Origin of the sequence: Dulcicalothrix desertica PCC 7102, assembly GCF_003991905.1 — a bacterium.
Lineage (GTDB): Bacteria > Cyanobacteriota > Cyanobacteriia > Cyanobacteriales > Nostocaceae > Dulcicalothrix > Dulcicalothrix desertica.
This window is the reverse complement of record NZ_RSCL01000026.1, coordinates 78,612-104,321: the sequence shown is the minus strand read 5'-3', so window position 1 is coordinate 104,321 and position 25,710 is coordinate 78,612. Positions and strand designations below refer to the sequence as shown.

Genomic DNA, 25,710 nt, shown 5'->3' with positions numbered 1-25,710 from the left:
GAGGAGTTATCTTTAAATTGGCGCCTTTTGGTTTTTGATAATTTTTCGTTGCTGTTGAGAAACCCGGTTTCCTTTGGTACTTAGTGTTGGGTTGTTTTATTCAGTGATGGGGAAACCGGGTTTCTGGGCTTTCTTTCGACCATATTGAGGGTTGAAGTTGGTCTACGTAGTGCATGTATTTTACTAATGGTTCATCTATGCTTAAGAGGGCGTTAGGGTTATAATTTATATTGTCGTAAATCATGCCGTCTTCGTCTCTTAGGAAGTAGTAAGCGGCTTTTGTTAGTAATAGTAATATTTTTGTTTTGAAGGCGCCTAATATTCCTTTTCTTTTTTCTGCTATATATATAGGTTGAATGCGCGTTCCTTTATCTATAAGGGTGTAAGCATAAATCATGTGTAATGGCGCCACAAATTTGACTTTCTTCATAATTGTTAAAAGTCCTATACATCCGTGTGCGTACCTCATGGTGTATTCGTAATAGTTTCCTAAAATTTGCCGTGCGAGTCTTTCTCTAGGGGTTGTATTAGGAAATTCACCATTTAAAGTAAAATCTATAATGTCACCTCTGGCATTTGCTTGTAAGGATAATTTCATATCGATGTTTAATTTATGCACGGTTTGTAAATGTTGAGCATCGATACCGTTCATCATACAAATGTGGTGATGACAACCTCGTTCAAAGGGTTTATCGAACATTGCCATTAATGTTTTACCTTTGAGTTCGTCAAATTCTACTACACCTTCTGGCGCCTTGGCATCAGGATAAACCCAAATAAAGCCATATTTTTCATCTGTACTGTAAGCTTGTAATTTAGCTTTTGCAGGAATTTCTTTTTGACAGGGAATATCTTGACAAGTTCCTTCACCGTCAAATGCCCAATGATGAAAGTAACAGCGAATAAAGTTACCTTCTACTTTTCCTATTCCTAGGTCGGTTCCTAAGTGTGGACAATATGCATCAAGTGCGTGGAGTTGTCCGTTTGCTGTACGAAAGATGACGATTTTTTGCCCGCATAATGTTAAAGATTTTACTCTGCCTTTTGGGATGTCTTTACTTGGGCAAGCTATATACCATCCTTTAGCTATGATGTTGGGGTTATTGAATATTTTCATGATGATGCGAACTGTTTGAATTTTTTAGTTTGATGTGCTAAATATTTAGAAATGTTGTTAGACCCCATCAACGTCATTTCTTTGTTACTTTTCCATACATAATCGAGTTTTTCTAGGTAAACTTTATAAGATTCCATTGCTTCGGTATGTGTGTTGTAGCTACGATGTAGTCCTTCGCTTTCTTCGGTGAAACAGCGTCGCATCATTTCTTTTGCTTCGGCGCCATCCATACTAAACACAGGTGAACACAACATTTGGTAAACTGCACTATATAAAGCGGGGTCATACCAAAAAATGCCGTTGATAACACAAGAAAAGTGATAATGGTCTTTTTGACAACCTTGTAAACCGAGGTTTGCTACTAACTTTTCAAATTCTGTTGGTGGTTTGAGACAATCAATCACATCATGGGAGATAATTGTCGAACTGTTAAAATGAAAACTCTCGTCCATGAAGTGATAGTAAGATATTTTGGCTGGTATAGGCGCCTGTTCTTGGTGGGGATGTTTTTGGTAGTAGTTACTTAGCTTGTGCTGTACGAGTTTACCGTTGAGTGTTCTAACTCCCCGTACTGTAAAATACTGACAAGCCAAAAAGGTGTTATCTGCTGAAAGTAACCCAAAAGCTTTTAACTGTAGTTCTTTCCATTTGCGCTTGAAGTAGTTGGTGTCGGCAAAAACCATTGTTTCGGCAAACGGACTACGCATAGGATAGCTAAATATACGTTTACCAAATAATGCTGTTTCAACTTCGTTCGCTACCGTTTTAAAAGCATTGATGTGCGCGCGCTCTTGACTCGATTCTAAATCAAGCGTGTCGCAAACTATGCGAAAATCTTCTTGGGCGTAAAGTCCTGCTGCACTAGTTTGGTTAAAATAAATGGTAGCAATTTCTGCGGAGATGATTTGCGAGTAATATGCTACCCAGTAAAGTTGATTTAAAATAATGCGTTGGCTAGGAGTCGCTTGTTCCCATAAGGGAGTGCCATACATTAAGGAAAATTCTTCAGGGTTCCAGTATTCGTTTTTACAGTCTTCGTAATTGAAAGCAGCAGATGCAGCATCGAGTAGTGCGGTGTGGTCTTGCTGTTTGTTACGTTTGTGGTTTATTTCTAGCCTACGGTTGACTTTTTGATTTTCTATAATTGTATTCATAATGTTTTATTTATAAGCTTGCACACTGTTCTACTGAAAAAGGTGTAAAAGCGTTGTGTTCGTCTAGTTGTTGAACTATTGAGAGTGTTTGCGGGTTTGTCATTAAGCCACGTAGTAAGTTCAAACGACTGCTACTATGATATTCGGCGCCTAATTGTTGAAATACGGTTATTTTCTGCTGTCGTGATAAACTACCTTTAACTTGCTCGACTGCTGCGACAACTCCCTGTGGTCCGACTTGTACCATTTGTAGAAAAGATGCGAGTACTTCAATAATGGTTTTTTCACTTTGATGTTCTATCAAAACTTGCTCGCATAACCTAACACCAGTTGCATGGTGACGACTTTCGTCTTCTAAAAAGCTTTGTAATACTGCTTTGAGTTCTGTACTTATACAATTTTTTGCCAAGTTTCGGTAATGCGTTAACCCCCATCCTTCGAGTATTATTTGCAGTACAAATATTAGTACAGCTTTGTCAGAAGTTTCTGCGACATCAGCAAGTAAATGTAAGAAAGGGTTATTTGTAGAAACTAATTCGGGGTTTGGTAAAAAAGAACTTATTTTAGCAAGGTGAGTTACTTCATCTGCGCTAAATAATGCGTAGAGCATTCGTTCTTCAGTGGTTTCTGCGAGCATAACCATTTTTGACATGTAACCAATACCAGCTTTTTCAATAAAGTAAGCTTCTTCCAACAGTGTTTGGTTACAAAGGTGTAAAATTTGGGTTTGTTCTTCTAAAGTACTATCTGCGAAAATATCGACTTTGTGTAAATCAAAATGTTCTGCATCCCAGTAAATTAAGTCTGTAGAAGATTTTATTTTCCCTATTTTACTTTGAAGCGCAGAGTCTAATATTCGACGCAGCTTATCTTCTTTGTGAGTATGAGGAATATCAAAACCAGTAATTTTATAATTCATACTTTTAATATTAAATACTTTTTTCCCATGTTGACCATACTCGCGGTTTTTGTTTTTCTGCGTGGTGAATAAATTGCATGATGGAGTTATCAGCTTTGGTTGGTGTTTTCAAATCGAATTTAATCGTTTGGAAGATTTTAGTATCACCTTTAGCAAAGTAATTACCGACTGCATTAGTTAAAGCCAATATTATTCTATTAAAAATCCAACCAAGTATTCCCGCGCGCTTTTTAGTAATTAGAATTGTTTGCCCTTCAGTTTTTCCTCCTTCTAATAGTCGCAACGTAAACATAATATGGAAGTGCAAGAAGTCGGGACCAACTGTAACTACACCTGTACTTCCATACCAGTAACACATATTATATGTCACAGCTTTTTTATAAAAGGGACGAATTAATTTCAGGAATAATGAATTTTCTCCTCCTCGTGTAATATTGCTAAAAGTGATAGCGTTTTGTATTTCGTTTTTTTCAAATACTATTTTTACAGGAAAGTTGTGAACTGTGTTGAAATGGTGAGCATCTATAGCATTCACCATGACAACATTTGGGTGACAGTTCTTGATAAATCTTTTTGCTAGAACACTATCACATTCTTCGTGTTCTAACTCAGGAACGAAAGGTAAGGGTAAGCGCTCAGGGGGCGCCGTTTTTCCTGTCCACACCCAAATCATCCCGTACTTTTCTGCTGTTTGCCAAGTATTTATTTTGACGGGTAATGCTTCACCCATACAAGGTACTTCTATACATGTCCCGTCAACATCAAATTTCCAGTTGTGGAAAAAACAGCGCAGTGCGTTACCTTCTACTTTTCCTTCTGCTAAATGGGCGCCCATATGTGGACAATATGCATCAACAGCAGTAACTGAGCTGTCTTGTCCTCGAAATATTGCTAAGTCTCGACCCATAAGAGTTACAGGTTTAACTTGACCTTTTTTGAGATGATGTGAAGGTAATGCCCAGTACCACCCTTCGATAAAATATTCTGGGCTATTAAATATTTTATTAAACATAAGAAACCTGGTTTCTATTCGATAAATTAATTTTTATTAGAATTTTTGAGAAGAAACCAGGTTTCTAGAAAACCAAATTCTTCTACCAGCTTTTGTTAAATTTTCTTCGCTAATTTCAGCTAAACAAACTAACTCATCACCTCGTATATAACCTGGGTTATATTTGGCAAAGAATTCGATATGTGGGTCTTGTAAACGTTCTAATGGAATTTCTTTTAACTCGTCGCGAAGTACATGAGGATGTGGAAAACGAACTATTCCTGCTATATGTTTATAAGACTCACCAAAGCGCTGATAACCTAAAAAGTGCATTAAGTCAGAGATATTTTCTGGTGTAGCTTTATCATATCGCGGATAAAACTCCTGCCAAAATATCGGTAAAAATCTATAGGTACGAAAACCACCTGAAATTAACAACCAGTATAATTTACCTTCTGGGTAATGGCGCCTAATTTTCTGAACAGAAGTTATCCAAGTGCGAGACAGTGTGGAACTCGACCAAGCACTAGGGTCTACAATCGTATCTCCAGAATAAACTATATTAATATTTTCATTATTAAATTGCGTAGTGTATATTAATAATGTCGAAAAACCTTTGAGTTGTTGAGTTTTCTCGTCTTCAAGCAAAATAACCCAATTTTTCTTACTCAAATCTGATTCAAACACATCTCGCCTTACCCCATCAAAATGGTTGCCAAGCAACAAATACATGGCATCTTTTTGCTGATGTGATAAATATTCTATTTCTAATACTTGGCTAAACATAGATTGTATATAAAGGATAATTATTTTGCTCTGTCATAACTACTGTAATTTGTTCTTGAGGGTAATGTATTGACGTATGTGTCAGATATTATACTGGACTAAATAAATTTTTATGGCGCAACTACAACGTATTACTATTTCTCCGCAGCAAATTAGAGATAATCAGGTTGTATTGGAAAAAGAACAGCTTCATTACCTAACCAGGGTTCTACGGTTATCTGATGGTGATAAATTCATTGTCATGGATGGGGTGGGAAAATGGTGGTTAACTTCCTTACAGTCTGAGTACGGTGAGATATTAGAAGCTTTAGAGGTACAGACAGAGTTAAAAGTATCTATCAGCTTATTGTTAGCACTGCCCAAAGGTAACGGATTTGATGACGTAGTACGTATTTGCACTGAGTTAGGAGTTGATACTATTGTTCCGATAATAAGTGAGCGTACTCTTTTAAACCCTAGTTCGCAAAAACTTGAGCGTTGGCGCCGAATAGCAGCAGAAGCGGCAGAGCAATCCGAACGTGCGTTTGTTCCAACTATTTATGAACCAGTTAGTTTTACTCAGGGGTTGAATTTATTTGAAGCTGAACAAAAGTACATTTGCGAGGGACGTGGTGATAATCCACATTTATTAAAGTGTTGGCGCCAAGTTGGTGAAGGTCAGCTAAAGATTGTTATTGCCATTGGGCCCGAAGGTGGGTGGAGTCAGGAAGAGTTAGAAAATGCTGTGAATGCTGGATTTAAAATGGTTTCGCTAGGTAGAAGAATTTTACGTGCTGTAACGGCGCCTTTTGTTGTTTTGTCTATTTTGGCTGCCGAGATGGAAAACAACTCGTAATAAGGACTTCAGTCCTTACCATCAGCACCTCTAAATAAATATCCGAAATTTCTACGTTTTAGTTTTGGGGGGAAAAGCACTAAAGTGCTTACAACGTGATGTAACGTAACATACTATATATATGATTGAATCTGTTGCAGCTGCCTTTGAACAACAAGATTATAAAACTGCTGGTAAATTACTTAAACAGCTTTTACAAGAATCACCAAAAGACCCTTGGGTTAAGTTTTATGTAGGAAGACTCCAAGAGGTATCGAGAAAATATCAAGATGCTGAAAAAATTTATCGGCGCCTGCTTCGCGACGAAACGAATAGTAAAATAGTGGCTCAAGCACGTCAAGGTTTACAGCGACTGCGCGAGTTTGAGGAGGAAGAACGTAAACGCGGTATTTCTGAAGCGATGGGAGATACTCACGGTAATGAAGCTGGTGTGTTGATTTTAGAACCTATAAGTAACGAGTTAAAAACACAAGCTGCACAAAGATTTGCTAAAGTTACTCAGATGGATGCTTATAGTGCGAGGTTGTTATTGCCTAGTCGGGGTTGGCGCCTGTATCGAACTGGGGCAATAGGGGAGTTAAAATATTATGGGGAGCAATTACAGCAAGCTGAGATTCCTTGTTTTTGGTCAACGCTCGCAGCATTACAGCAAATTCAGGTTTTTCAAGTAGATTATTTTCAGAAGAGTGAGTCAAATAGTAGGGAAGTTACCGTTGTTTGTCATAACCAAAGTAAACAACTTGGTTCCCTGACGTTTGAATGGAACGAAGTAAAAGCACGTGTTACCGGGTTACTACCTATATTTGAAGAAGTTGTAGACCGTAATGCACGAGGAAAACTTGAGCGTAAAACTCAAACTCTAGACTATGCACAATTTTCTGATTTACATATTCCTGGTAGAAAATGTATTTTAAGAATTTTTGATGGTGGATACGAGTGGAAGAAAGGAATCGAAATTACTCTACCAAATAGTCAAAATACTGTTCGTATCAATTGGAATAATTTGTCTAGTTGGCTTGATGAACAATTACCACAAGTAAAAATTTGGTCTGATTTTACTCCATTTGCTGAAACAGCGTTAGACCAAAACGAAATGCTGAGTCATATTCAGTCTAATGTGCATCTCTTTCGTAAAGAAGCAAGTAACTGGGACTCAGCATTTCAGTTATATAGTGGATTAGTTTTTTTAAAAGTGCTGAGTGATGAGTGCTGAGTGCTGAGTCCTAACTCCTAACTCCTAACTCCTAACTCCTAACTTTTAATTACTTCTTCTCGGTTGGTGTTTTGACTTTGCTTGCCATTTCCAAGAATGAGTTCATGTTTGGACCTGGACGACGACGACCATTAGAACTTGGAGTCATCAAATATTTTGTCGCAAAGTTGGTTTCTTTAGGTAATTGTACTTCAGCCTTTTTCGCTACTGCTGCTGCTGCTAGTTCTGATGGGTCTTTCGGTTTAGCTGCTGCTGCCGTTGTTTCTTTTCTGCTCATTTTACCATTTGATGAAGCAGCGGCAGGCGCCATTTCGGGTGCGGGTTTTGGTTCTTGTTTCGTCGCTGCTTGTTTTGCTTCTTGTTTTGTTTCTTGTTTTACTTCTTTTACTTTTGCAGCAACCTTTTCTTTTTTGTTCCCGATATCTTCTTTGACATCAGAAATTTTGTTTCCTACCTCTTCCTTTACGTCAGCAATTTTCTCTTCTACTTCTTCCTTGAGTTCTAGAAAAAAGTTGTTGTCGCTTCTTTTTGCTAAATTTTTGATAAATCCGAACATGATTATTAACTCTCCGTTTGCTCTATTTGCTAATCGATTAAAACCGTAAAAAATCAGGTAAATTCTTACCCTTTTGAATAATTAATTGATGTTGCTAGCTTCAGCTTAACAAACAACAGGCAAAATTTAATTTGACCAACTTTGCCTCTATTCTAATAAAAATTAACTCATAAAACTAGGGGAATTACCTAACTTTTAATTTGCTCGTTAAATTGTTACTGCTCTTTGACTTAAGTTTACTTCCTATAACTAGGTACTTAGTTAACTCCAGTTCTTAAAAGCACAGTGTTTCTTCACTAAAAAGTTCACACTAAAAATAATACCAGAATATAACCTCCACAAAATACGCAATACCCTACGAGATTATTATGAGATTTATTTCTGTTTAAGGCAATCATTTTTATCATTATTCTTTACAAAAATTTACATAAGTTTATCCTGTAAATCGATTTCTATCCTCGAATTAGCATGAGAATCTAATGATATCTCAAGCAAAAGTGCTCTTAGACATTAGTTTCCAGTTACGCTTGAGATATTATATAAGCCAGTGTGTTATCTTTTTTACCTAGCAACAGCAGTAAAATTATTGACATGAAACGCAACCCAGTAATACTAGTACACGGAATCAATGATACAGGCGCCGTGTTTAATAAAATGGCGACCTTTCTGAAAAAAGAGGGGTGGTCAGTATACACACTCGATATGATTCCCAATAACGGGGATGTCGTACTAGAAAACCTAGCTAGGCAAGTAGCCAAATACATATCAACAACCTTTGCACCAGACCAACCCATAGATATAGTTGGCTTTAGTATGGGAGGACTAGTTAGCAGATACTACATCCAGCGACTAGGAGGAATTTTTCGCACACAAAGGTTTATAACTATCTCCTCACCACACAACGGAACCGTAGTTGCTTATGCGTCAGAACGTCCTGGTTGCGTGCAAATGCGTCCAGATACTTTATTTCTCAAAGACCTGAACAGCGACGTTGAAATATTGAAACAACTCAGCTTCACTTCCATCTGGACACCATACGACCTAATGATAGTGCCACCCAACAGTTCAGTGCTGCCATTTGGAAACGAAGTAATAATACCCGCATTAACTCACCCGTGGATATTAACCGACATCCGAACAATTAAAACAGTAGCCGAAGCACTACAAACGCCCCAACACCCCCAACACCCCCAGCACCCCCAACACCCCCAGCACCCCCAGCACCTCGTAATAAGCACTTCAGTGCTTACAAACCCCTCTCACCAATCAAACCAAACTCAGGACTACCAAAAATCGCCTCCGAGTCACGATAAAATTTAAACTCCATCAAATTATAAAAAGGGTCTTCCAAAAAGAAAGTTTTGTGTTCCAAAGGACTACCAACAAAACGCTCCTTAGCCTCCTCTCGAAACAAAAGCTGGCGCCGAAGTGCCCTATCTAACAACTCTTCCCAATCCTTCTCCTCAGTAAACACAAGCCCAAAATGTCTTGGGTAAATACCGCGTTGAGGTTCTAAAGGTTCCTTAGTAGTATGCGCCACTAATTGATGACCATACAAATTAAGAATAAGCGCATGTCTATTTTCGCGACCAGGAATACAGCCCAAACCATCCACATAGTAAGCTTTAGCCTGGGCAACATCAGTAATTGGAAAAGCCAGATGAAATATAGTTTTCATATAGTAGTTTATGAGAAATGCAGTTGTTTTAATGCTAACAAACAGGCGCCATAAGCAGGCTCATACCGTGGCAAAATAACTCTTACATTACCAAACTCAGCACAAATAGATTCCATAAACTTCTTACGTATATTAGACTTTGCTTTCCAAACACTACCCACAGTCACAATTTCAAAATCATCGCCTACTAATTCTGTAACCACCACTCTTGTTGCCTTTACCAACTCTCGCACACCCTCATCAATAATTTCCCTTGCAACCTCATCACCATTTACTGCTGCATTATCAACGACAGGCGCCAAACTAGCAATTTCCCTTACACCCCACCCACGTCGATAAACAACTTCAATTAAATCCTCAATACTTTCTAACCCAAGTTGATTTTTAAAATCTTCAACCAAACAAGTTGAGAGTTCGCGTCCATCATACGCACGCATCGCAGCTTTCATTCCAGCAACAGCAATATTATAGGCGCCACCTTCATCACCTAAAATATAACCCCATCCACCAACACGCTTAGTTTGTCCTTGTTGATTACGTCCAAATACAATTGTTCCAGTACCCGCAGCAACAACAACACCAACATCATTACCAATACCACCAACCAATGCAGTTAAAGCATCATGGCAAATAATTATATTATTAGGTAATATCCACTCAATCGGTAAATTAGGACTTTGTTGTAAATCTCTAATTATACCTTGTATAACTTCGATATCCTTAGAACGTCCGGCGCCTGCTAATCCTAAACATATTGCTTGAACTTGAATTTTTCCTGTTTGTTCAATAGCTGCTTTAATTGCTGACTCAATAGATATTAAAGCAGCATTAGCGCCGATACTTTGGTAATTTGAGGCGCCTGCTTCACCGCGACCCAATATTTGCCTTTGCTCATTCATGACAAGACAAATAGTCTTAGTCCCACCACCATCAATACCTAAAACATAGTACATATAAGCGAAAATATAAATTGTCATTCTGAGCGCAGCGAAGAATCTGATAAATTTCAATATTTACGAGATGCTTAACTGAGGAAATCATGAAACTTTTTGATAAAATTAAGAATGCGACCTATCTTATATTTTACACCTACACCCTAGAAGGGTGAGACTATACGAACAAAGCCTGCCTACGCAGGCTAAAAACGCTAATTTTTCATATTTTTGATAAAAATGCATGTTTATTGAAAATGTAAAAATTAACTATTAATACGTTGGAGCATTCCGGTGAGCTATGTAAAAACAGAGTCTAACTTTAAACAACACTCAACAAAGCTTTCTTAAACTCTGCCGCACTCTTAAAATAAATCTCTGGTTTCTCCACCAACGCCAAATCAATCACCTCAGCCAACCTTTGAGATATACTTGAATCGCGCTGACGAATGGGTACAGGGTCATTTTGTAAAACTGCTAAAAATTGATCCCCACCCATAAAATTCCGTGGGTAACACCCTGTGAGCATATTATATAGACAAGCCGCAATAGCCCAAATATCTACATCAGGTTGAGTATATTTAAAATCTAATAGTTGTTGACGAGGAATAAAAACAGGAGTACCAGCTTGAGTACCACTGAGAGTTTGACCGCTTAAACCAGCAAAATCCTTCTTTTGTTGCCGCGCGTAGAATAATATTATTTGGCTTGACATCGCGATGTAAAAATCCCTTGGAATGAACGTATTCTAATGCTTGCCCAACTTGGGTTATGTATTGTAGAGCTTCATCTTCTGGTAGTTGCCCATGTTCTGAGACATAACTGCCTAAGTCTTGTCCATCTATATATTCCATTACCATTCCCCACAGTTCATCTTCTTGTATCAGTTCATGAACTTTAACTACATGGGGGTGACTGCATTGTGCTAAACGTAGCCCTTCGTTGACAAATTTTACCTCGTGTTGCTTAAAATTTGGTTTACCTTGCTGCTCAAGGTTGAGAGTTTTGATAACAACTAATTTATTTGTACGTAGTTCAATTGCACTGTAGGTAGCACCATAACCACCACGGGCAATAAATTTTTGAATTACAAACCTGCCATTATCAAGTGGTTGATTGGGTTGCCAAAGTTTCATTTCAATATGGTACTAGGTGCTTAATGTCGCTTATATTCCTAAATATTACACACAACCCGAAAACCAAGAGTGCTAAGGTCGTTGCCTGGGTGGTTCCAATTGCGATATGCAGAACGGCAAAGTCCAGGATTATTGTTCCACGAACCACCGCGCAGTATTTGAGAATATTCGTTGGCATATGAAGCATTTGAATCTAACCAAGCACTGCCATCGGTAGGCACCCCATCATAATTATCATGACGTTTATCTTGACACCATTCCCAAACATTACCATGCATGTCATATAAACCAAAGTCATTAGCAGGAAAGCTACCTACATCTGTAGTTTGTTGGCGATAACGACCTTTAAAAATAGATGCATAAACATAATTACCATCATAATTTACTAAGTCAGTAGTTATGGTCTTGCCAAAGTTAAATGGGGTAATAGTTCCAGCCCTGCAAGCATATTCCCATTCTGCTTCAGTTGGTAGTCGATAGCTTTTCCCAGATATGCGGGAAATTTTCGTACAAAAGTTTACCGCATTATTCCAAATAACACTTTCTACAGGTCGTTTGGCGCCTATGAAGCACGAAGGATTACTACCCATAACTGCTTGATATTGTTCTTGGGTGATGGGGAACTTTGCCATGAAAAAAGCTGGAACAGTAACTTGATGTTGTGGACGTTCACTATTTTCTCCTTCATTTTCTGGTGAACCCATCATAAATACACCACCTGGAATTTTTACCATCTCTAAAACTATGCTATTGCCCAGATGCTCTTTGAAAAACTCTGCTTGTCATTTATAACGCTTAATCGAACTTTTTCCTTTAGCTGTAATCGTTAAATTTACAGATTCAAATACAAATAAATTTTTTGAAACAATTGAATTTTTTGATTCACCTATACCAATTCCGCCCGAAGGAGAAACAAATATGGTAGGTTCTAAGTTTTCCTGCGAGCTTTCTTCCTCAACAAGGTCTGGCGTTGGCTTGTCAATAATTGCTAACAGTAATTCTAACCATTCACGCACAGTTTGCGGGCGCCCACTTGGTTCCAGTGCCATTCCTGCTAATATTGCATCATTCACCCTATCGCTAATCTTGTCATTAAATTGCTTCGGTGGTGGTAAAGGAATACCAGTCTTTCTAAAATTTGCTGGGAATGGTATTTCTTGAGTTAGCAAACTATATAACGTTGCAGCTAAAGCGTAAACATCAGTATAAGGAGCAAATTCTCCCTTTCGTTCATACTGTTCAATCGGTGCATAACCATCTGTTTTCGCGTTCGTCATGCTTCCGAGTTGACCAATACTATATTCTCTCGTTAAACCAAAATCAATTAAGACAGCTTCTTTGGTTTCCTGACGTAGAATAATGTTATTCGGTTTGACATCGCGATGTAAAAATCCTTTGGAATGAACGTATTCTAACGCTTGCCCAACTTGGGTTATATACTGCAAAGCTTCATCTTCAGGCAATTTTCCATGTTCTGAGACATAATTGCCTAAATCTTCCCCATCTATATATTCCATTACCATTCCCCAAAGTCCATCTTCCTGTATCAGTTCATGAACTTTTACAACATTGGGGTGACTGCATTGTGCTAACCGCAGTCCTTCGTTGACAAACTTTACCTGCTGCTGTGGGAAATCTGGTTTACTTTGTAGTTCAAGGTTAAGCGTTTTGATTACAACTAATTTATTTGTACGTAGTTCGATTGCACTATAGGTAGCACCATAACCACCGCGAGCAATGAATTTTTGAACTATGAACCTGCCATTATCAAGTGGTTGGTCGGGTTGCCAAAGTTTCATTTTTAAGCTTGCAGTTTGAAATTAGAGGAGTTTTGATAATAATAATTACTTTAGTTTGGTTGTAGCATATTTTTCGCACGTATTTCTAGGTACTGGTTGTTAATGACTATTAGTCTATCTAACCCCTAAAGCGCGAGAATGGTATGTAAGAGGCACCTCTTCTTCCACCTAAACTGATACAATTGAATTAAAGTACGTTACATCTAATTTAAGATTTATCAATATTTATGAATACTAAATTAGTTGATTCTTTAGCACAAGCTATTTTATCTCTTTCTGAAGATGAGCGCTTTCTTTTGTCAGAAAAATTGGATATAGAAAGTAAATTAGCTCCTGCTTTAAAGCAGTTGGATAAGACAGCGACTTTTACAAAACTGGTTAAACAGTGGCGTGAGGAAAATCATGGAGTCTCTTCTACTAATCAAATGTCAATGCACCCTGCGTATCAACAAATTATTGGTATGGGTGAAGCTGCAATACCTTTATTACTCAGAGAACTTGAAAAAAAATCAGGACAATGGTTTTGGGCACTAAAGTCGATTACAAGAGAAGATCCCGTTCCCCTAGAACATAGAGGAAAAACTTCGGAGATGATTAAAGCTTGGTTGGAATGGGGAAGAGCAAAAGGTTATATATGTTAACAAAAATTGCAATCGTAATTATAGTCTTTTCAATAACTCATCATATTCATCATGTCCCCCAATCCAAAACCAATAAATATGGTTATCTGACTCAAGTAATCCCAAAACTCTATAATTTAGGCTGACACGAGCAGAATAAATTGGTTGACGTTGACTCACTTGTTTAAACTGTAAACTATTATGGTAAGGATCTTCACGCCAAAGTTGATAGGCTTTTTCAGCCTGCTCTTGAACTGATGCTGGAAGCTCTTCGAGTTTTTTACGGAATGTTTTTGTAACACTGGATTTCATGGCTTAATTGGGAAAACCTCATCTAATGGAACCGTTTCGCCACTAGTGATTTCTTGTCGCACCATGTTTGCTATATCATCCCATTGCTTATCAGTCGTTGATTCAAACTGCTGCGTCCATCTTTGTTCATCTTTTAATTCAGCCATTAGACGGGAAGCAATCGCATCTTGCTGGTCGGCAGGAAGTTTTTGAATTTCTGTAATAACTTGCTGAAGAAGTTCGGTCATGGCGTTTTAAGATAATATAAAAGTAAAATATACATATATTCTATATTATTGCGAAAGACTGTTCCACGCACCACCGCGCGGCAGTCGATAAGGATTATCATTATTTAGGCATACATTACCATCTGAAGGCACCCCCTTATAATTCTCATGCCAATAATCTTGGCACCATTCCCAAACATTACCGTGCATGTCATATAAACCAAATTGATTAGCAGGGTAACTTCCTACTCTTGTGGTTTGTTGAAAATACTCTCCTTTGGGAGCGGAACCATATGTATAATTACTGTCATAATTTACAAGCTCTGTGGTGATTGTCTCGCCAAAGTGAAATGGAGTTACTGTCCCAGCCCTACAAGCATATTCCCACTCTGCTTCACTTGGCAAACGATAATTTTTGCCAGTTTTTTGAGAAATTTTAGCGCAAAAGTTAGAGGCATCATGCCAACTTACTCTTTCTACGGGTCGTTTGATGCCTGAAAATTTAGAAGGACTTTCGCCCGTTATTACTTGGTATTGTTCTTGAGTAATGGCGAACTTACCAATAAAAAAGCTTGGAACAGTAACTTGGTGCTGTGGACGCTCTGTTTCACTTCCTTCATCCTCATTCTCTGGCGAACCCATCATATATATACTGATTCAAATAAAATACCAAAACATGTTGCAAGGCAATTGCCTAACGGTCAATGGACAAATAAACTAGGTCAAGAACGCGGAAATTCTGGGCGCCATGCAGCAAATTGTTCAAAGGTTACTAGTTTCGGTGGGGCTTGAGTCATAAGCTATCTAGCCTCTTAGTCGTTTTTACTTTGTTTTGAGCATTTTTTTACGTTATTTTCCGCGCTCTAGCTCATATAAGGCGCCTCTACGTATAAATTCTTTGGGTGCAGCTCTTCTCAAAAGACAGAATGTAGCATTCGTATTACATGCTTAGAACTCAAGCTATATCTAGATTTCTGTTTTCTTTATTTTCTAGCTTAAAAAGTTATAATCAAGTGGTCGCAGAAAAAATAAACGTAAAAACCCCCTTTCAAGATGTAATACAATACTACAGAAAAGTTATGATTTCGTTTTTGAAATTTTAGCCAACCTATTTGAAGAATGCTTAAAACCTATAAGTATTAGCCTGTATCAAGTTTAGGCTTTATACAAAGATAAAAATTGTCTTCTTAAAAGAGCCGCACCCAAATTCTTTATTTTATATAAGCATGTTTTTAATATAGCGGTTTTTATTCAAATTAAATACACTTCGGACGGGCAGGGATGCCCGTTCCACAAGAGTTTTATTAACTTCATTTGTAGCTTACTTGGTTGAACAATACTATATTACTGATTAATTTAGTTCATTTTAAATGAACTTAAGCCCCAACGCCTACGGGTTTTAACACGCACGGCGGGTATGGGCATAATTGTAGAATTGGTAAATAAAATTAAAGGAACCCAACAAATTTTAACGTTGCGTTGGGTTGTGCCTTCGGCATACTACGTAAACGCAAAGCCTCCACCCAACCTACAGTTACGCAAAGTTTGTGCCATTCAACTTTATTTGTGAGCGTGAAAATTATTGAGATGCTTCGTTCCTCAGCATGACATGGGGGATTTTTAAGATGCTTCGTTCCTCAGCATGACAATGGGGGTTTTTAAGATGCTTCGTTCCTCAGCATGGCATGGGGAAGGCGCCTGTCAACGCAGTCGAATAAATGTAAACCAAATTGTTGTGATAATTCTTCGCAAACTTTGACGCCACGAATGCTGTTACCTCGTGCGTCTAATAAAGGAGAAAACACTGCTATTCCCATTTGACCGGGAACTACGGCAATAATTCCACCACTAACACCACTTTTTGCTGGTAGTCCAACTTTATATGCCCATTCTCCGGCAAAGTTATACATTCCGCAGGTGTACATCACACTTAAAATATCTTTTATATATTGACTATCGACTGCTTGCTCTTTTGTGAGTGGGTTAACACCTTTGTTTGCTAATGCTGCTGCCATTACTGCTAAGTCACGACAGTTGACCATGACTGCACATTGTTGAAAATATAAATCTAATGATTCGTCAATTTGTCCATCTATCATGCCAAAGTTGAGCATTAAATACGCCATTGCTCTGTTGCGATGTCCTGTGCTGCGTTCTGATGTAAATACAGATATATCAACAAATACATCTTTACCTACATAACGTTGGAACATTTCGAGTAATCTGTTCAAACGTTCGGTGGCGCCTTTACCTTTGATTAAACCTGTAGTGGCAATGGCGCCTGCGTTTACCATCGGGTTATAAGGTCGCTTCGATTGCTCGTCTAAAATAATTGAGTTAAATGCATCTCCTGTTGGCTCGACTCCAACCCGCTTTAACACATAGTCCCTGCCGTGGTCTTCTAATGCAAGTCCATGAACAAACACTTTCGATATTGATTGAATTGTAAATAAATGCTCAAAGTCACCCACTTGTAACACGTCACCGTTAACGGTAACGGTGCAAATACTAAATAAGTCAGGGTTTACTTTTGCCAGTTCTGGAATATAATCTGCTACCGCACCAGTTCGCAATGATTTGTATTTGGAATATAAATCATTCATAAATTCCGATAGCGAAGATGCACTTATGTCGGTGTTTTTCGTGTCTGTCATTATTGGAAGGGAAAAGGCGAAAGGAAAAACGGGAAACTCACAACATAAAAATGTGATATTCAATTGTCCCATTATTCGGGCTGTTTGGATGCCAATTTATGAATCTAACGTATCCTTACTATCTGCTCGAACGGTAAACATACAAAGCGCGCCAATACTTTTATTACTATTTATATGCACACTTGGCGCCAAAAAATTCTCGTTCAATACTAACTTTTTAGAGCTTATTATTTTTACTTATATAAAATAAACTTAAGTATCAAACATTATTTATTTTCTCGTTAGTAAATATACTTAAGTATTAGTAATATCACTTACGTAAGTGTGTGTTACCCTTAACATGATTGTTTACAGCTTGCCTTGTGTTTATTGTGGCGCCGTGTCACATACTTAACCCACTTGGGCACCTCTGGTTTTAGAGGGTTGTTACAAGCCATCTTGCCAAAATAACTAACTGGGTGATGTGTACTGAAGTGTATGAATGAAAAGGATTTGAGACTTTGAAGAGTGGATAATTATTGATGATGCGAGTGTTGTTTTAGTTCCCAAAAGCTGTTAAGTTTTGAAAAAAAATTTTACGACTTTGCAAAAAAATTGTTACATAGCCCAAAGTCGCTTTGTGCTTAAGTTAGACCTTTGTCATTTTTTTTTGAAATTACCAAATTTACCAAAGTTTACGATAAAACCCTGATCCCCAAGTGCAAAATTTCGTGTTAGTCTGTTGCAGTCACAATCAAAAAGTGAAAGCGGAATGAGTTCGATATGCTCTGCTTTTTGCGCTGCCTTCGTGCAGTACCAGATGTCAGTTTCTGACTCTATCTTATGTCGCTTTAAATTCGGACAACATGAACCATAGATATATATTGACCGTTGTTGCAATGTTCTGTGCTGTTTTAAGCACACCTTCGATTGCTCGAAGTCAAACGAACAACCAAGTAGCTCCAGAAACAACTTCACGGACATTACCATCCGTGACGAAAGTGGGAGAGTATCAAACAAGTAACCCAGAAACAACTGCGGCTACAGAAATACATACCCATAATGTATCTGGACGACAAGCAGCAACGCTTTACATTCGTAATATTCCGGTTTTGACTTTTGTGGGTCAACAAGCAAACGTTAGTACTGAAACTAAAGTTGGTGCAATTGCTACTAGCAACCCACAATCCACTGTCATTACTGATAACCAGGTTAAAAGCAACGACCCAGTTCAAAGAGCAAGTGTAGTAGCTGCTCGCGTGAACGATTTAATTCGGCAAAAAGTTGATGCGTCGAAGATTACGGTAAGCTGGCAACAAGCCGTTGATGCGAGTGCGGATACTGCCCAAACTAAAAGCTTGTCTAACAATGAATCCAACGGTCGCTACGTCATCAAAGTTGACGGTCGAGAACTTGTAGCGATTGATAATGAAACCCAGGCGCCAGATGCAACAAAAAATCGCGCTGCTGATGCACTGATGGCAACTAATCGTTTGCGGAGACTAATCGGAAATGCGGCGCCAATAGACGAAATCGCAAATTTCCCGCTCAGTACGCCATCATTGTCAATACCCAAATTGCCCAACGAAATTGTAGAGCCAGTCAAAGTAGCGATGCGTGGAATAGCTTCGTTCTATGGCTACGATGGTTCGGGCACTCGTACCGCATCGGGACAACGGTTTAACCCTGAACATATGACCGCTGCCCACCGCAGTTTGCCGTTTGGAACACGAGTACGTGTCACTAACACTCGTAATGGTCGTTCTGTAGTCGTGCGAATCAACGACCGAGGACCATTTATTCGCGGTCGAGTTATTGACCTCTCCTACGGCGCCGCTCGTGTTATTGGTATGCTTGGCAAAGGTTTGGCGCCTGTCAAAATTGAGGTACTAGGCAGATAGTTACCTTCGCACCAATAACAAATAAGTTGATGCTGGAAAAACATAAAACTTTCTTATTACACGCATCAATAAAATCTTAATTTACTTCATCCGCTTTCACTTCAATCGAATCAGTATAAATACTTATTCGACAATGTAGAGACCGTACATACATGTACGGTCTCTTTATCATTTTTAATAGAAACCAGGTTTTTTCAAAAAACCTGGTTTCTCGTCATCGAATAAGAACGATAAACTAACGTAGGCAGGGAACTGATAAAATTAGGGGTATTGTGTGCGTTGTATCACGACAATTGCAGCTTTGCGCTGCTATATAAAGAAATGCGGTGATAAACAAGATGATTTGAACCATTCAGAGCCGCTACAATTTGAAGTAACAAGCTCTCATCGAACAGCAGTAGGTTTAGTGCCAACGATGGGAGCTTTACATCAAGGGCATCTCAGCTTAATTCAACGGGCACGGGCGGAAAATGCCACTGTAATAGTAAGCATTTTCGTCAATCCCTTACAATTTGGTCCAGAGGAAGATTACCAACACTATCCTCGGACGTTAGACCAAGACCGAAAATTGTGCGAGGAGGCTGGAGTCGATGCAATTTTTGCACCAACTCCGGAACAGATGGGAATAATCGGGAAGAATATACAAGAGTCAAAAGTAACACAGGTTATCCCTCCATCTGCTATGATATCTGGCTTGTGTGGTCGTTCTCGGCTTGGTCACTTTCAGGGTGTGACAACAATTGTTACCAAACTTTTTAATTTGGTACAGCCCGACCGAGCTTATTTCGGTCAAAAAGACGGTCAACAGTTAGCTGTTATTAAAAAGCTCGCGTGTGACCTGAACTTGCCGGTTGAGATTGTTACCTGTTCTACGGTACGAGAAGCATCTGGTCTTGCGATGAGTTCGCGCAACAAATATTTGAGCGAACCTGAAAAAGAACAAGCTGCCATCTTATACCAAAGTTTACAGCGCGCTCAAACTGCATTTAAAGCAGGAACTCGCGACGCCAACAAATTAATTGCTTTAGTTAAGCAATGTTTGGCGGTAGTTAGTTCTGTAAAAGTCGAATATATTGAATTGGTTGAACCGACTACTTTGATGCCATTGGAATTAATTCAGGAGGAAGGAATGCTCGCGATCGCTGCTCGTCTTGGTTCTACACGCTTAATCGACAACACCATACTACGCGATCGCAAACCGATTATTGCTATCGATGGTCCTGCTGGTGCTGGAAAATCGACTGTTGCTCGTCAAGTGGCAGCTAATCTCGGTTTGATTTATTTAGATACTGGAGCTATGTATCGAGCAGTTACATGGTTAGTGCAGCAATCAGGTATTTCTATTTCGGACGAATGCGCTATTGCTGAGTTGGTTAGTCAGTGCGTTATTGAGCTGGCGCCAAGCCAAAATCTAAGTTCCCCAGTTCAGGTATGCATCAATGGCCATGATGTTACCCAAAAAATCAGAACTCCTGATGTAACGTCAAACGTATCAGCGATTGCCGCACAAACTGCTGTTCGTCTTTCGTTAGTCAAACAGCAACAAGTTTGGGGCAAAAAAGGTGGGTTAGTCGCTGAAGGTCGTGATATTGGTACCCAAGTTTTTCCTGATGCTGAAGTCAAAATTTACCTAACTGCATCTGTCAGTGAGCGCGCACGTCGGCGCCAATCTGACTTTACAAAGCAAGGTTTACCACAAATAAACCTAGAGCAGTTAGAAAAAGACATTGCCGAACGCGACTGGAAAGACAGTACCCGTAAGGTTTCTCCACTACGCAAAGCCCCCGATGCCGTCGAAATTCAAACCGATGGTTTAGATATTTCTGATGTCACAGCCAAAATTATCGATTGTTATGAGCAGCGCTTATCGCCGCAGGAGTAACTAGCTTAATTACGGTAGCAGCGTTATTGACAAATTTATCGGTCGGCTGGGGTGAGTTGGTAAATTCTAGCTCACCTACATTAACATTTATATATTTATTCTATATATTCTATATTTCATAGTACAATCTAACCATAAATAATTTATAATAGTAAACTAGTATTGGTTAAATGAACAAAATTTAATTTGTAAAACTTAAGATGTTAAAAGTACTTAAGTGTCACACTCATTGCCCAATCAAAGTGGTAAAAAAGTTATTATTCAATACAAAAACCTAACAGCATTTTTTTGATGGGGCATCTCACATGTGGAGCAAAAACAAACAGCCAACGTATCTGAGGCGCCTAATCTATCATCCAAAATGCACAGTCCTTTCATCCAACCCTTCCAAAGCTCTTAAAAATGAAAGCTTCAGCAAAATTCGACTTTGAAGACGAGAAGTTTAATGCACCACCGTCTCAGGTCATTCCTTGGTGCCAAATGATAAATCCACGCTATGGCACCGATGGTATGCAAGCCTATGGGTTAGCAGTAAAGCTCGATAATGCCCAAGCTGTAGGCTTTGAACCTGATTCAAATTGGCAGCAAATTGAACATGAATTCACTTCTGGGGTCGAAACGGTGTATCTAACCACAACTCCAAAAATAGTGATAGTGCGTCGCGGACCGTTGTCGGTTAAAGACCGAGAAACAGGAAACAAGCTTGGTACACTTCGTGATAATTATGATGCATTTTTAGCAGATAAACTAAAATTTAAAACCTTTATCCGCTATCTTGTTTTTTTAGTCGGTGAGAATAAACAATTCTTGCACGAAAAACCCTTACAATTAACACTTCACGGCGCCGCAGGTGCAAGTTTTAGTAAAACTTACTGCGAATATCAACAAGGAAGAGCATCTGGTGGGTTTGTAGTAGAACTCGAACGGTCATATGCAGCTTTTCGGAAACTACCTTTTACACCCAAAGGACCTTTATTTCACGCTCATGGCATTTTCTGCCCAATTATCGACTGTGAAGAACGAGGAATTCAACCAAATACAGTTCTAGTTTCCTCCACAATAGATTATAAACATCCCACAGTTTCCAATTTAACGCAATTCTTAATCGCCTCTGATTCTCCCGAATCTCAAATTATTAATAAAACATTTGAAGAGTATAAAGAGTTCGGTAAAGAACAAGTTCGTGCAGAAAAAGAAAATCATAACAACAAAATGGCAATGGCAGGAGTTGCAAGCGCTTCTTACGTCTACGCGGATGATGATGAATTCGGGTATCCTCCTTATTAAGGGTTAGCTGGCTGGCAACGGATGCAACGGATGTAACGGATAAGTTATTTTTACAAGGGAAAACTTGTTAAATAAAATCAGCCATCCGTTACATCCGTTCATCATCCGTTGCCAGTAGTCCTTGTTTTAATAGTAATAATTTCGGATTTGCGGTCAAAATAGTTAAATTTGTGCCGCTAAAATCAGCATCATGAGTAACTAACTTTAAATTGTTTACCCGACATAATTCTGCTAATACTTGGTCATTAAAATCAGCTTCTCCACCTGCATATTCACTTAGTATTGAAACAATTTCTGCTGATTCAAATCGGGTTTTAGCTGGTTCAGATTTTTCAAGAATTTTACGCGCACGTCGAGCAATTTGTTCGGCAACAGGTTTAAAACTAGAACTGTTACGGAACAATTTAAAATCACCCGGTTTTAATTCAGATGGCAGTTTATTATAAAAAAATCTGGCGTAAGCGTTTATAAATTCTGATAGTACTAAAGCATCTAACACAATTTGACATCCGGCGCCACGTATTCGACGTAAGGCAGAAGTATAAGCGTATCTATACTGTGACGATATATGACTGGGAGGACCATATATATACATCCAAATATTCGCGTCAAACAGTACCCCATCATGGGATTTAAAATGATATGTATCAATGGGGTACACTTGTTTGGTCATATACTATCTTCACCCATAGCTTGAATAATCGCATTTTTAAATTGTTGCGGATTATTAAGGTAGTCTTTCACATCTTTGATGACACATTCAATATCGGCTGCATCATCAGGGTCGATGTCGGTAAAAGTTAAACTGTTCTCTATATATTCTTCTGAGAAATTTGTGTATAACCGAGAAAAAGCTTCAGCCAAAAACGCTGAGGTAATGTCTTCGCCACCTCTAAAGGAGAGATGAACCTTTTTACCCGCTCTTAAAGCTGTGGCTACGTGTTCGTAAACCCGCTTTCCGTCTTCACACACTACACAGAATCTATCTCCGAGGATGTCAGTTACACAAATCGTAACTGTACTTTCGTTTTGAGTAGGCAAGGATATGAAGCGATTCATTTTGAAACGGGTGATACCATTTTCAATATTTAATTCTAACTCGATATGCGGTTCAATGCAGGCACATACAATACAACATTGCCGAACGACAATATTATTGGGCAAGCAATTTACGCCGTAGCTGGTCTAATGCTGTACAAGCACTAACATGACGAATTAAACTACGTCCACGTGTGACGCCAAATTTATTTTCAGTAACATCAACGCCATTTGACCCTGCAATTCCAATATAAACCAACCCTACTGGTTTGGTCTCAGTAGAGCCTGTTGGCCCAGCAATACCTGTTATACTTATTCCCCAAGTTGTCCCCAAACGGTCTTTGACACCAAGGGCCATTTGTTCGGCAACTATTGCACTTACTGCACCATACTTGTCTAAGTCAGAAGCATTAACACCTAGTAAATTAATTTTTGCTGAGTTGTCGTATGATATTACACCACCCCAAAAATAGTCAGAGCTTCCTGACATTTCTGTTAGCATTTGTCCTAACATGCCACCAGTACACGATTCTGCCACAGAAACGGTTTGATTTGTGGTTCGTAATAATTCACCAACTACAGAAGCTAAGGTATCATCATCGGCGCCGTAATAATCAAGTCCAGCGATTTCTTTGAGTTGTTTTTCGACTGGAGCAATAATTTTTTGTGCTTCGATATTAGATGTTGCTTTTGCTGCAACTCTTAATTTCACTTCGCCTTTAGAAGCATATGGCGCCACTGTTGGGTTGGGCAAGTTCAAATACGAACTAACTTTTTCGGCTAAAGCAGATTCTGCAACACCCCAAAACCTTAACATTCGACTATAAATAATTTCTTGACCCCAACCTTGGCTTTTTAAGTATGGAACAGCACTTTGAAGCCACATTCGATGCATCTCATACGGAACACCAGGAAAAGTCAGAATTATTAAACCTGGTTTAGGCTGCCATATAATACCAGGCGCCGTGCCTGTTGGATTTGGTAGAATATCGGCACCTTGGGGAATTAAAGCTTGCTTACGGTTGCTGGGTGTCATCACCCGGTTACGAGCAGTATATTTTTTGGTTATGTCCTCAATTATATCAGCCCGTTCGATCAGGGGGGCGCCAAAATAATGTGCAATTGTTTCACACGTTAAATCATCAGGTGTCGGTCCTAAACCACCTGTAAATATTAGAATTTGCGAACGAGAACAAGCAATTTTAATTACATCAAGTAAACGTTCTGTATTGTCACCAACAACAGTTTGATAGTAATGAGGAATACCTAATTTTGCTAATTCCTGGGCAAGGTATTGAGAATTACTATTAAGAATATCCCCTAGTAATAGCTCAGTACCAACACAAATAATTTCTGCGCTCATTTTAAAAAATTAACTCCTAAGTACGGGCGGGTTAACCCATATCCTAGTTATAAAGAAAAATTTCGTAAACCCGCCTCTCCTAACTCCTAACTCCTAACTCTTGATCTTTTCCAGACTTTCCAAGAAGTATAACTGAGTAAAGATGTCGCAGCACAGGCAAAAATGGCGCCACTAGGAATTCCAACAATTGCCACCGCCAAACTACCCAACCACAATGTTAAGGAGTAAATAAATAAAACTGCCCAGCGATGAGAGAGTCCAGCATTGAGTAAGCGGTGATGTAAATGACGTTTATCGGCACTGAAAGGTGATTTACCTTGACGTAAACGCAAAAGAATTACAGCGGACATATCAAAAATGGGTACTGCTAAAATTACATACGGCAGCAATACCGCAGTCACAGCAGGAATTTTTACTAGACCAATAATACTAACGGCAGCAAGAGTAAAGCCCATAAAATATGAGCCACCGTCACCCATAAAAATTTGAGCCGGGTTAAAGTTATATCGTAAAAATCCTAATGAAGCTCCAGCAAGTGCGGCAGCAATTAATGCGGCAGCAGGTTGCTTCATATATAACGAAACGACAAGTAGTACAACAGCGGCAATTCCCGATACACCTGCTGCTAATCCATCTAATCCGTCAATCCAGTTAATGGCGTTTACCATTCCAGCCAGCCAAATAACCGTGATTGGTAAACTTAACCACCCAAGATGAACGATACCAAACATTGGAATCGTAACAAAATCTATACTTACACCAGCTTTCCAAACACAGGAAGCTACAATTACTTGTAATAATAAACGTATAAATGGTGACAAGTTTAATAAGTCATCTGCAAAGCCAATTGAGAAAAAGCCTATTCCTCCTAAAATTACACCAATAACTTGCCATTCTTTGTCTGGAGGCAAATTTCCAAATCCACCTAACCACCACACAATAATTAATGAAAGCATGGCGCCAGCAAAAATGCTCACACCTCCAAGACGAACCATTGGACGTTGATGGACTTTTCTTTCTCCAGGCTTATCAAGTTTTCCGCTTTTGATACCAATATTTCTAACATCTGGTGTAGTCCAGAGAACGACTACTGCGGCAACAAGAAAAGCAATCAGATGATATATCTGGGCAAGCATTAGTATATTTAACTAGTAATGTATACAACAGTTTTCAATTGAATTTTATTTCAGATACACTCTTAACTTTATATATATACTAAACTTTAAATGCTAATCAGTATAGTGTTTTTAATCTACGTAATCTTAATTTAGATATAATATTGGGCTTAATATTTAAACTAAAAGAATTTAATTTTTCCTGTTGTCTTGTGTCTTGTGGAGCGGGCATCCCTG

The 25,710-nt window shown here is 38.8% G+C and carries 28 protein-coding genes; 8 read left to right on the top strand and 20 right to left on the bottom strand.

The window, feature by feature from the left end; all coding sequences use genetic code 11:
* Nucleotides 1-100: 100 nt before the first annotated feature.
* The 5 genes from DSM106972_RS39875 to DSM106972_RS39855 are packed head-to-tail and all read right to left on the bottom strand — an operon-like array spanning nt 101 to nt 4,967.
* Nucleotides 101-1,117: a Rieske 2Fe-2S domain-containing protein gene (locus DSM106972_RS39875; protein ID WP_127085885.1), complete on the bottom strand. Its 1,017-nt coding sequence runs from the start codon at nt 1,115-1,117 to the stop codon at nt 101-103.
* Entirely contained in the window at nt 1,114-2,271 is a 1,158-nt protein-coding gene (locus DSM106972_RS39870) for a P-aminobenzoate N-oxygenase AurF (protein WP_127085884.1), read from the bottom strand. The genes DSM106972_RS39875 and DSM106972_RS39870 overlap by 4 nt, the downstream gene beginning before the upstream one ends.
* Nucleotides 2,272-2,281: 10 nt before the next feature.
* The gene (locus tag DSM106972_RS39865) at nt 2,282-3,190 is read right to left on the bottom strand and encodes a ferritin-like domain-containing protein (RefSeq protein ID WP_127085883.1); all 909 of its coding nucleotides are present in this window, start codon (nt 3,188-3,190) and stop codon (nt 2,282-2,284) included.
* Between the two features lie 10 nt (nt 3,191-3,200).
* Complete coding sequence (locus DSM106972_RS39860) at nt 3,201-4,202, bottom strand: aromatic ring-hydroxylating dioxygenase subunit alpha (RefSeq protein WP_127085882.1); 1,002 nt, start codon at nt 4,200-4,202, stop codon at nt 3,201-3,203.
* A 36-nt stretch (nt 4,203-4,238) separates the two neighbouring features.
* On the bottom strand, nt 4,239-4,967 hold the full coding sequence (locus DSM106972_RS39855) for a hypothetical protein (protein WP_127085881.1): 729 nt from the start codon (nt 4,965-4,967) through the stop codon (nt 4,239-4,241).
* 112 nt (nt 4,968-5,079) lie between these two features.
* Here DSM106972_RS39855 and DSM106972_RS39850 point away from each other — a divergent pair, with 112 nt between their 5' ends.
* Nucleotides 5,080-5,802 (top strand): 16S rRNA (uracil(1498)-N(3))-methyltransferase, encoded by a 723-nt coding sequence (locus DSM106972_RS39850; protein WP_127085880.1) that lies wholly within the window; start codon nt 5,080-5,082, stop codon nt 5,800-5,802.
* Nucleotides 5,803-5,923: 121 nt separating this feature from the next.
* Nucleotides 5,924-7,015, top strand: a complete 1,092-nt coding sequence (locus DSM106972_RS39845) for a tetratricopeptide repeat protein (protein WP_127085879.1) — start codon at nt 5,924-5,926, stop codon at nt 7,013-7,015.
* A 49-nt stretch (nt 7,016-7,064) separates the two neighbouring features.
* Here DSM106972_RS39845 and DSM106972_RS39840 read toward each other — a convergent pair whose 3' ends face one another.
* On the bottom strand, nt 7,065-7,571 hold the full coding sequence (locus DSM106972_RS39840; protein WP_127085878.1) for a hypothetical protein: 507 nt from the start codon (nt 7,569-7,571) through the stop codon (nt 7,065-7,067).
* 591 nt (nt 7,572-8,162) lie between these two features.
* On the opposite strand from DSM106972_RS39840, the gene DSM106972_RS39835 reads away from it, so the two are divergent.
* On the top strand, nt 8,163-8,891 hold the full coding sequence (locus tag DSM106972_RS39835; RefSeq protein WP_127085877.1) for an esterase/lipase family protein: 729 nt from the start codon (nt 8,163-8,165) through the stop codon (nt 8,889-8,891).
* On the opposite strand, the gene DSM106972_RS39830 is transcribed toward DSM106972_RS39835, so the two are convergent.
* The 6 genes from DSM106972_RS39830 to DSM106972_RS52815 all read right to left on the bottom strand — a co-directional run bounded on the left by DSM106972_RS39830 (nt 8,818) and on the right by DSM106972_RS52815 (nt 13,116).
* Nucleotides 8,818-9,249 carry a VOC family protein gene (locus tag DSM106972_RS39830; protein ID WP_127085876.1) on the bottom strand — a complete coding sequence of 144 codons (432 nt, stop codon included), beginning with the start codon at nt 9,247-9,249 and terminating at the stop codon, nt 8,818-8,820. The two genes, DSM106972_RS39835 and DSM106972_RS39830, sit on opposite strands and share 74 nt — an antisense overlap.
* Before the next feature lie 8 nt (nt 9,250-9,257).
* Nucleotides 9,258-10,202, bottom strand: coding sequence for an N-acetylglucosamine kinase (locus tag DSM106972_RS39825; RefSeq protein ID WP_127085913.1), 945 nt, complete (start codon nt 10,200-10,202; stop codon nt 9,258-9,260).
* 301 nt (nt 10,203-10,503) lie between these two features.
* On the bottom strand, nt 10,504-10,680 hold the full coding sequence (locus DSM106972_RS52830) for a hypothetical protein (protein ID WP_186538654.1): 177 nt from the start codon (nt 10,678-10,680) through the stop codon (nt 10,504-10,506).
* 82 nt (nt 10,681-10,762) lie between these two features.
* Nucleotides 10,763-11,317 carry a serine/threonine protein kinase gene (locus DSM106972_RS52825; RefSeq protein WP_325052265.1) on the bottom strand — a complete coding sequence of 185 codons (555 nt, stop codon included), beginning with the start codon at nt 11,315-11,317 and terminating at the stop codon, nt 10,763-10,765.
* A gap of 38 nt (nt 11,318-11,355) precedes the next feature.
* A complete protein-coding gene (locus DSM106972_RS52820) occupies nt 11,356-12,051 on the bottom strand; it encodes a formylglycine-generating enzyme family protein (protein ID WP_186538652.1) in 696 nt (231 codons plus the stop codon).
* Between the two features lie 48 nt (nt 12,052-12,099).
* Nucleotides 12,100-13,116 (bottom strand): serine/threonine protein kinase, encoded by a 1,017-nt coding sequence (locus DSM106972_RS52815; protein WP_325052264.1) that lies wholly within the window; start codon nt 13,114-13,116, stop codon nt 12,100-12,102.
* A 227-nt stretch (nt 13,117-13,343) separates the two neighbouring features.
* Here DSM106972_RS52815 and DSM106972_RS39810 point away from each other — a divergent pair, with 227 nt between their 5' ends.
* Complete coding sequence (locus tag DSM106972_RS39810) at nt 13,344-13,757, top strand: hypothetical protein (RefSeq protein WP_201800845.1); 414 nt, start codon at nt 13,344-13,346, stop codon at nt 13,755-13,757.
* Nucleotides 13,758-13,775: 18 nt separating this feature from the next.
* Here DSM106972_RS39810 and DSM106972_RS39805 read toward each other — a convergent pair whose 3' ends face one another.
* Genes DSM106972_RS39805 through DSM106972_RS39795 form a run of 3 tightly spaced genes read right to left on the bottom strand, consistent with a single transcriptional unit; the run spans nt 13,776 to nt 14,899 of the window.
* The gene (locus DSM106972_RS39805) at nt 13,776-14,048 is read right to left on the bottom strand and encodes a type II toxin-antitoxin system RelE family toxin (RefSeq protein WP_127085875.1); all 273 of its coding nucleotides are present in this window, start codon (nt 14,046-14,048) and stop codon (nt 13,776-13,778) included.
* Nucleotides 14,045-14,275: a hypothetical protein gene (locus tag DSM106972_RS39800; RefSeq protein WP_127085874.1), complete on the bottom strand. Its 231-nt coding sequence runs from the start codon at nt 14,273-14,275 to the stop codon at nt 14,045-14,047. The genes DSM106972_RS39805 and DSM106972_RS39800 overlap by 4 nt, the downstream gene beginning before the upstream one ends.
* A gap of 45 nt (nt 14,276-14,320) precedes the next feature.
* Nucleotides 14,321-14,899 carry a formylglycine-generating enzyme family protein gene (locus DSM106972_RS39795; protein ID WP_127085873.1) on the bottom strand — a complete coding sequence of 193 codons (579 nt, stop codon included), beginning with the start codon at nt 14,897-14,899 and terminating at the stop codon, nt 14,321-14,323.
* On the opposite strand from DSM106972_RS39795, the gene DSM106972_RS56165 reads away from it, so the two are divergent.
* Nucleotides 14,843-15,046: a DUF7689 domain-containing protein gene (locus DSM106972_RS56165; protein WP_127085872.1), complete on the top strand. Its 204-nt coding sequence runs from the start codon at nt 14,843-14,845 to the stop codon at nt 15,044-15,046. The genes DSM106972_RS39795 and DSM106972_RS56165 overlap by 57 nt on opposite strands.
* 866 nt (nt 15,047-15,912) lie before the next feature.
* Here the strand turns inward: DSM106972_RS56165 and glsA are convergent.
* A complete protein-coding gene (glsA, locus tag DSM106972_RS39785) occupies nt 15,913-16,908 on the bottom strand; it encodes a glutaminase A (RefSeq protein ID WP_127085871.1) in 996 nt (331 codons plus the stop codon).
* An 845-nt stretch (nt 16,909-17,753) separates the two neighbouring features.
* Here glsA and DSM106972_RS39780 point away from each other — a divergent pair.
* The 3 genes from DSM106972_RS39780 to DSM106972_RS39770 all read left to right on the top strand — a co-directional run bounded on the left by DSM106972_RS39780 (nt 17,754) and on the right by DSM106972_RS39770 (nt 21,957).
* A complete protein-coding gene (locus DSM106972_RS39780; protein ID WP_127085870.1) occupies nt 17,754-18,788 on the top strand; it encodes a septal ring lytic transglycosylase RlpA family protein in 1,035 nt (344 codons plus the stop codon).
* A 274-nt stretch (nt 18,789-19,062) separates the two neighbouring features.
* On the top strand, nt 19,063-20,670 hold the full coding sequence (locus tag DSM106972_RS39775; protein WP_127085869.1) for a bifunctional pantoate--beta-alanine ligase/(d)CMP kinase: 1,608 nt from the start codon (nt 19,063-19,065) through the stop codon (nt 20,668-20,670).
* A gap of 402 nt (nt 20,671-21,072) precedes the next feature.
* Nucleotides 21,073-21,957 (top strand): DUF5895 domain-containing protein, encoded by an 885-nt coding sequence (locus tag DSM106972_RS39770; RefSeq protein ID WP_127085868.1) that lies wholly within the window; start codon nt 21,073-21,075, stop codon nt 21,955-21,957.
* Between the two features lie 88 nt (nt 21,958-22,045).
* On the opposite strand, the gene DSM106972_RS39765 is transcribed toward DSM106972_RS39770, so the two are convergent.
* The 4 genes from DSM106972_RS39765 to DSM106972_RS39750 all read right to left on the bottom strand — a co-directional run bounded on the left by DSM106972_RS39765 (nt 22,046) and on the right by DSM106972_RS39750 (nt 25,494).
* Nucleotides 22,046-22,630: a type II toxin-antitoxin system VapC family toxin gene (locus DSM106972_RS39765; RefSeq protein WP_127085867.1), complete on the bottom strand. Its 585-nt coding sequence runs from the start codon at nt 22,628-22,630 to the stop codon at nt 22,046-22,048.
* Nucleotides 22,627-23,016: an STAS-like domain-containing protein gene (locus tag DSM106972_RS39760; RefSeq protein ID WP_127085911.1), complete on the bottom strand. Its 390-nt coding sequence runs from the start codon at nt 23,014-23,016 to the stop codon at nt 22,627-22,629. Before DSM106972_RS39760 ends, DSM106972_RS39765 begins: the two co-directional genes overlap by 4 nt.
* A gap of 94 nt (nt 23,017-23,110) precedes the next feature.
* Entirely contained in the window at nt 23,111-24,358 is a 1,248-nt protein-coding gene (locus DSM106972_RS39755; protein ID WP_127085866.1) for a competence/damage-inducible protein A, read from the bottom strand.
* Between the two features lie 86 nt (nt 24,359-24,444).
* Nucleotides 24,445-25,494, bottom strand: a complete 1,050-nt coding sequence (locus DSM106972_RS39750) for a glycosyltransferase family 4 protein (protein WP_127085865.1) — start codon at nt 25,492-25,494, stop codon at nt 24,445-24,447.
* Nucleotides 25,495-25,710 lie beyond the last annotated feature (216 nt).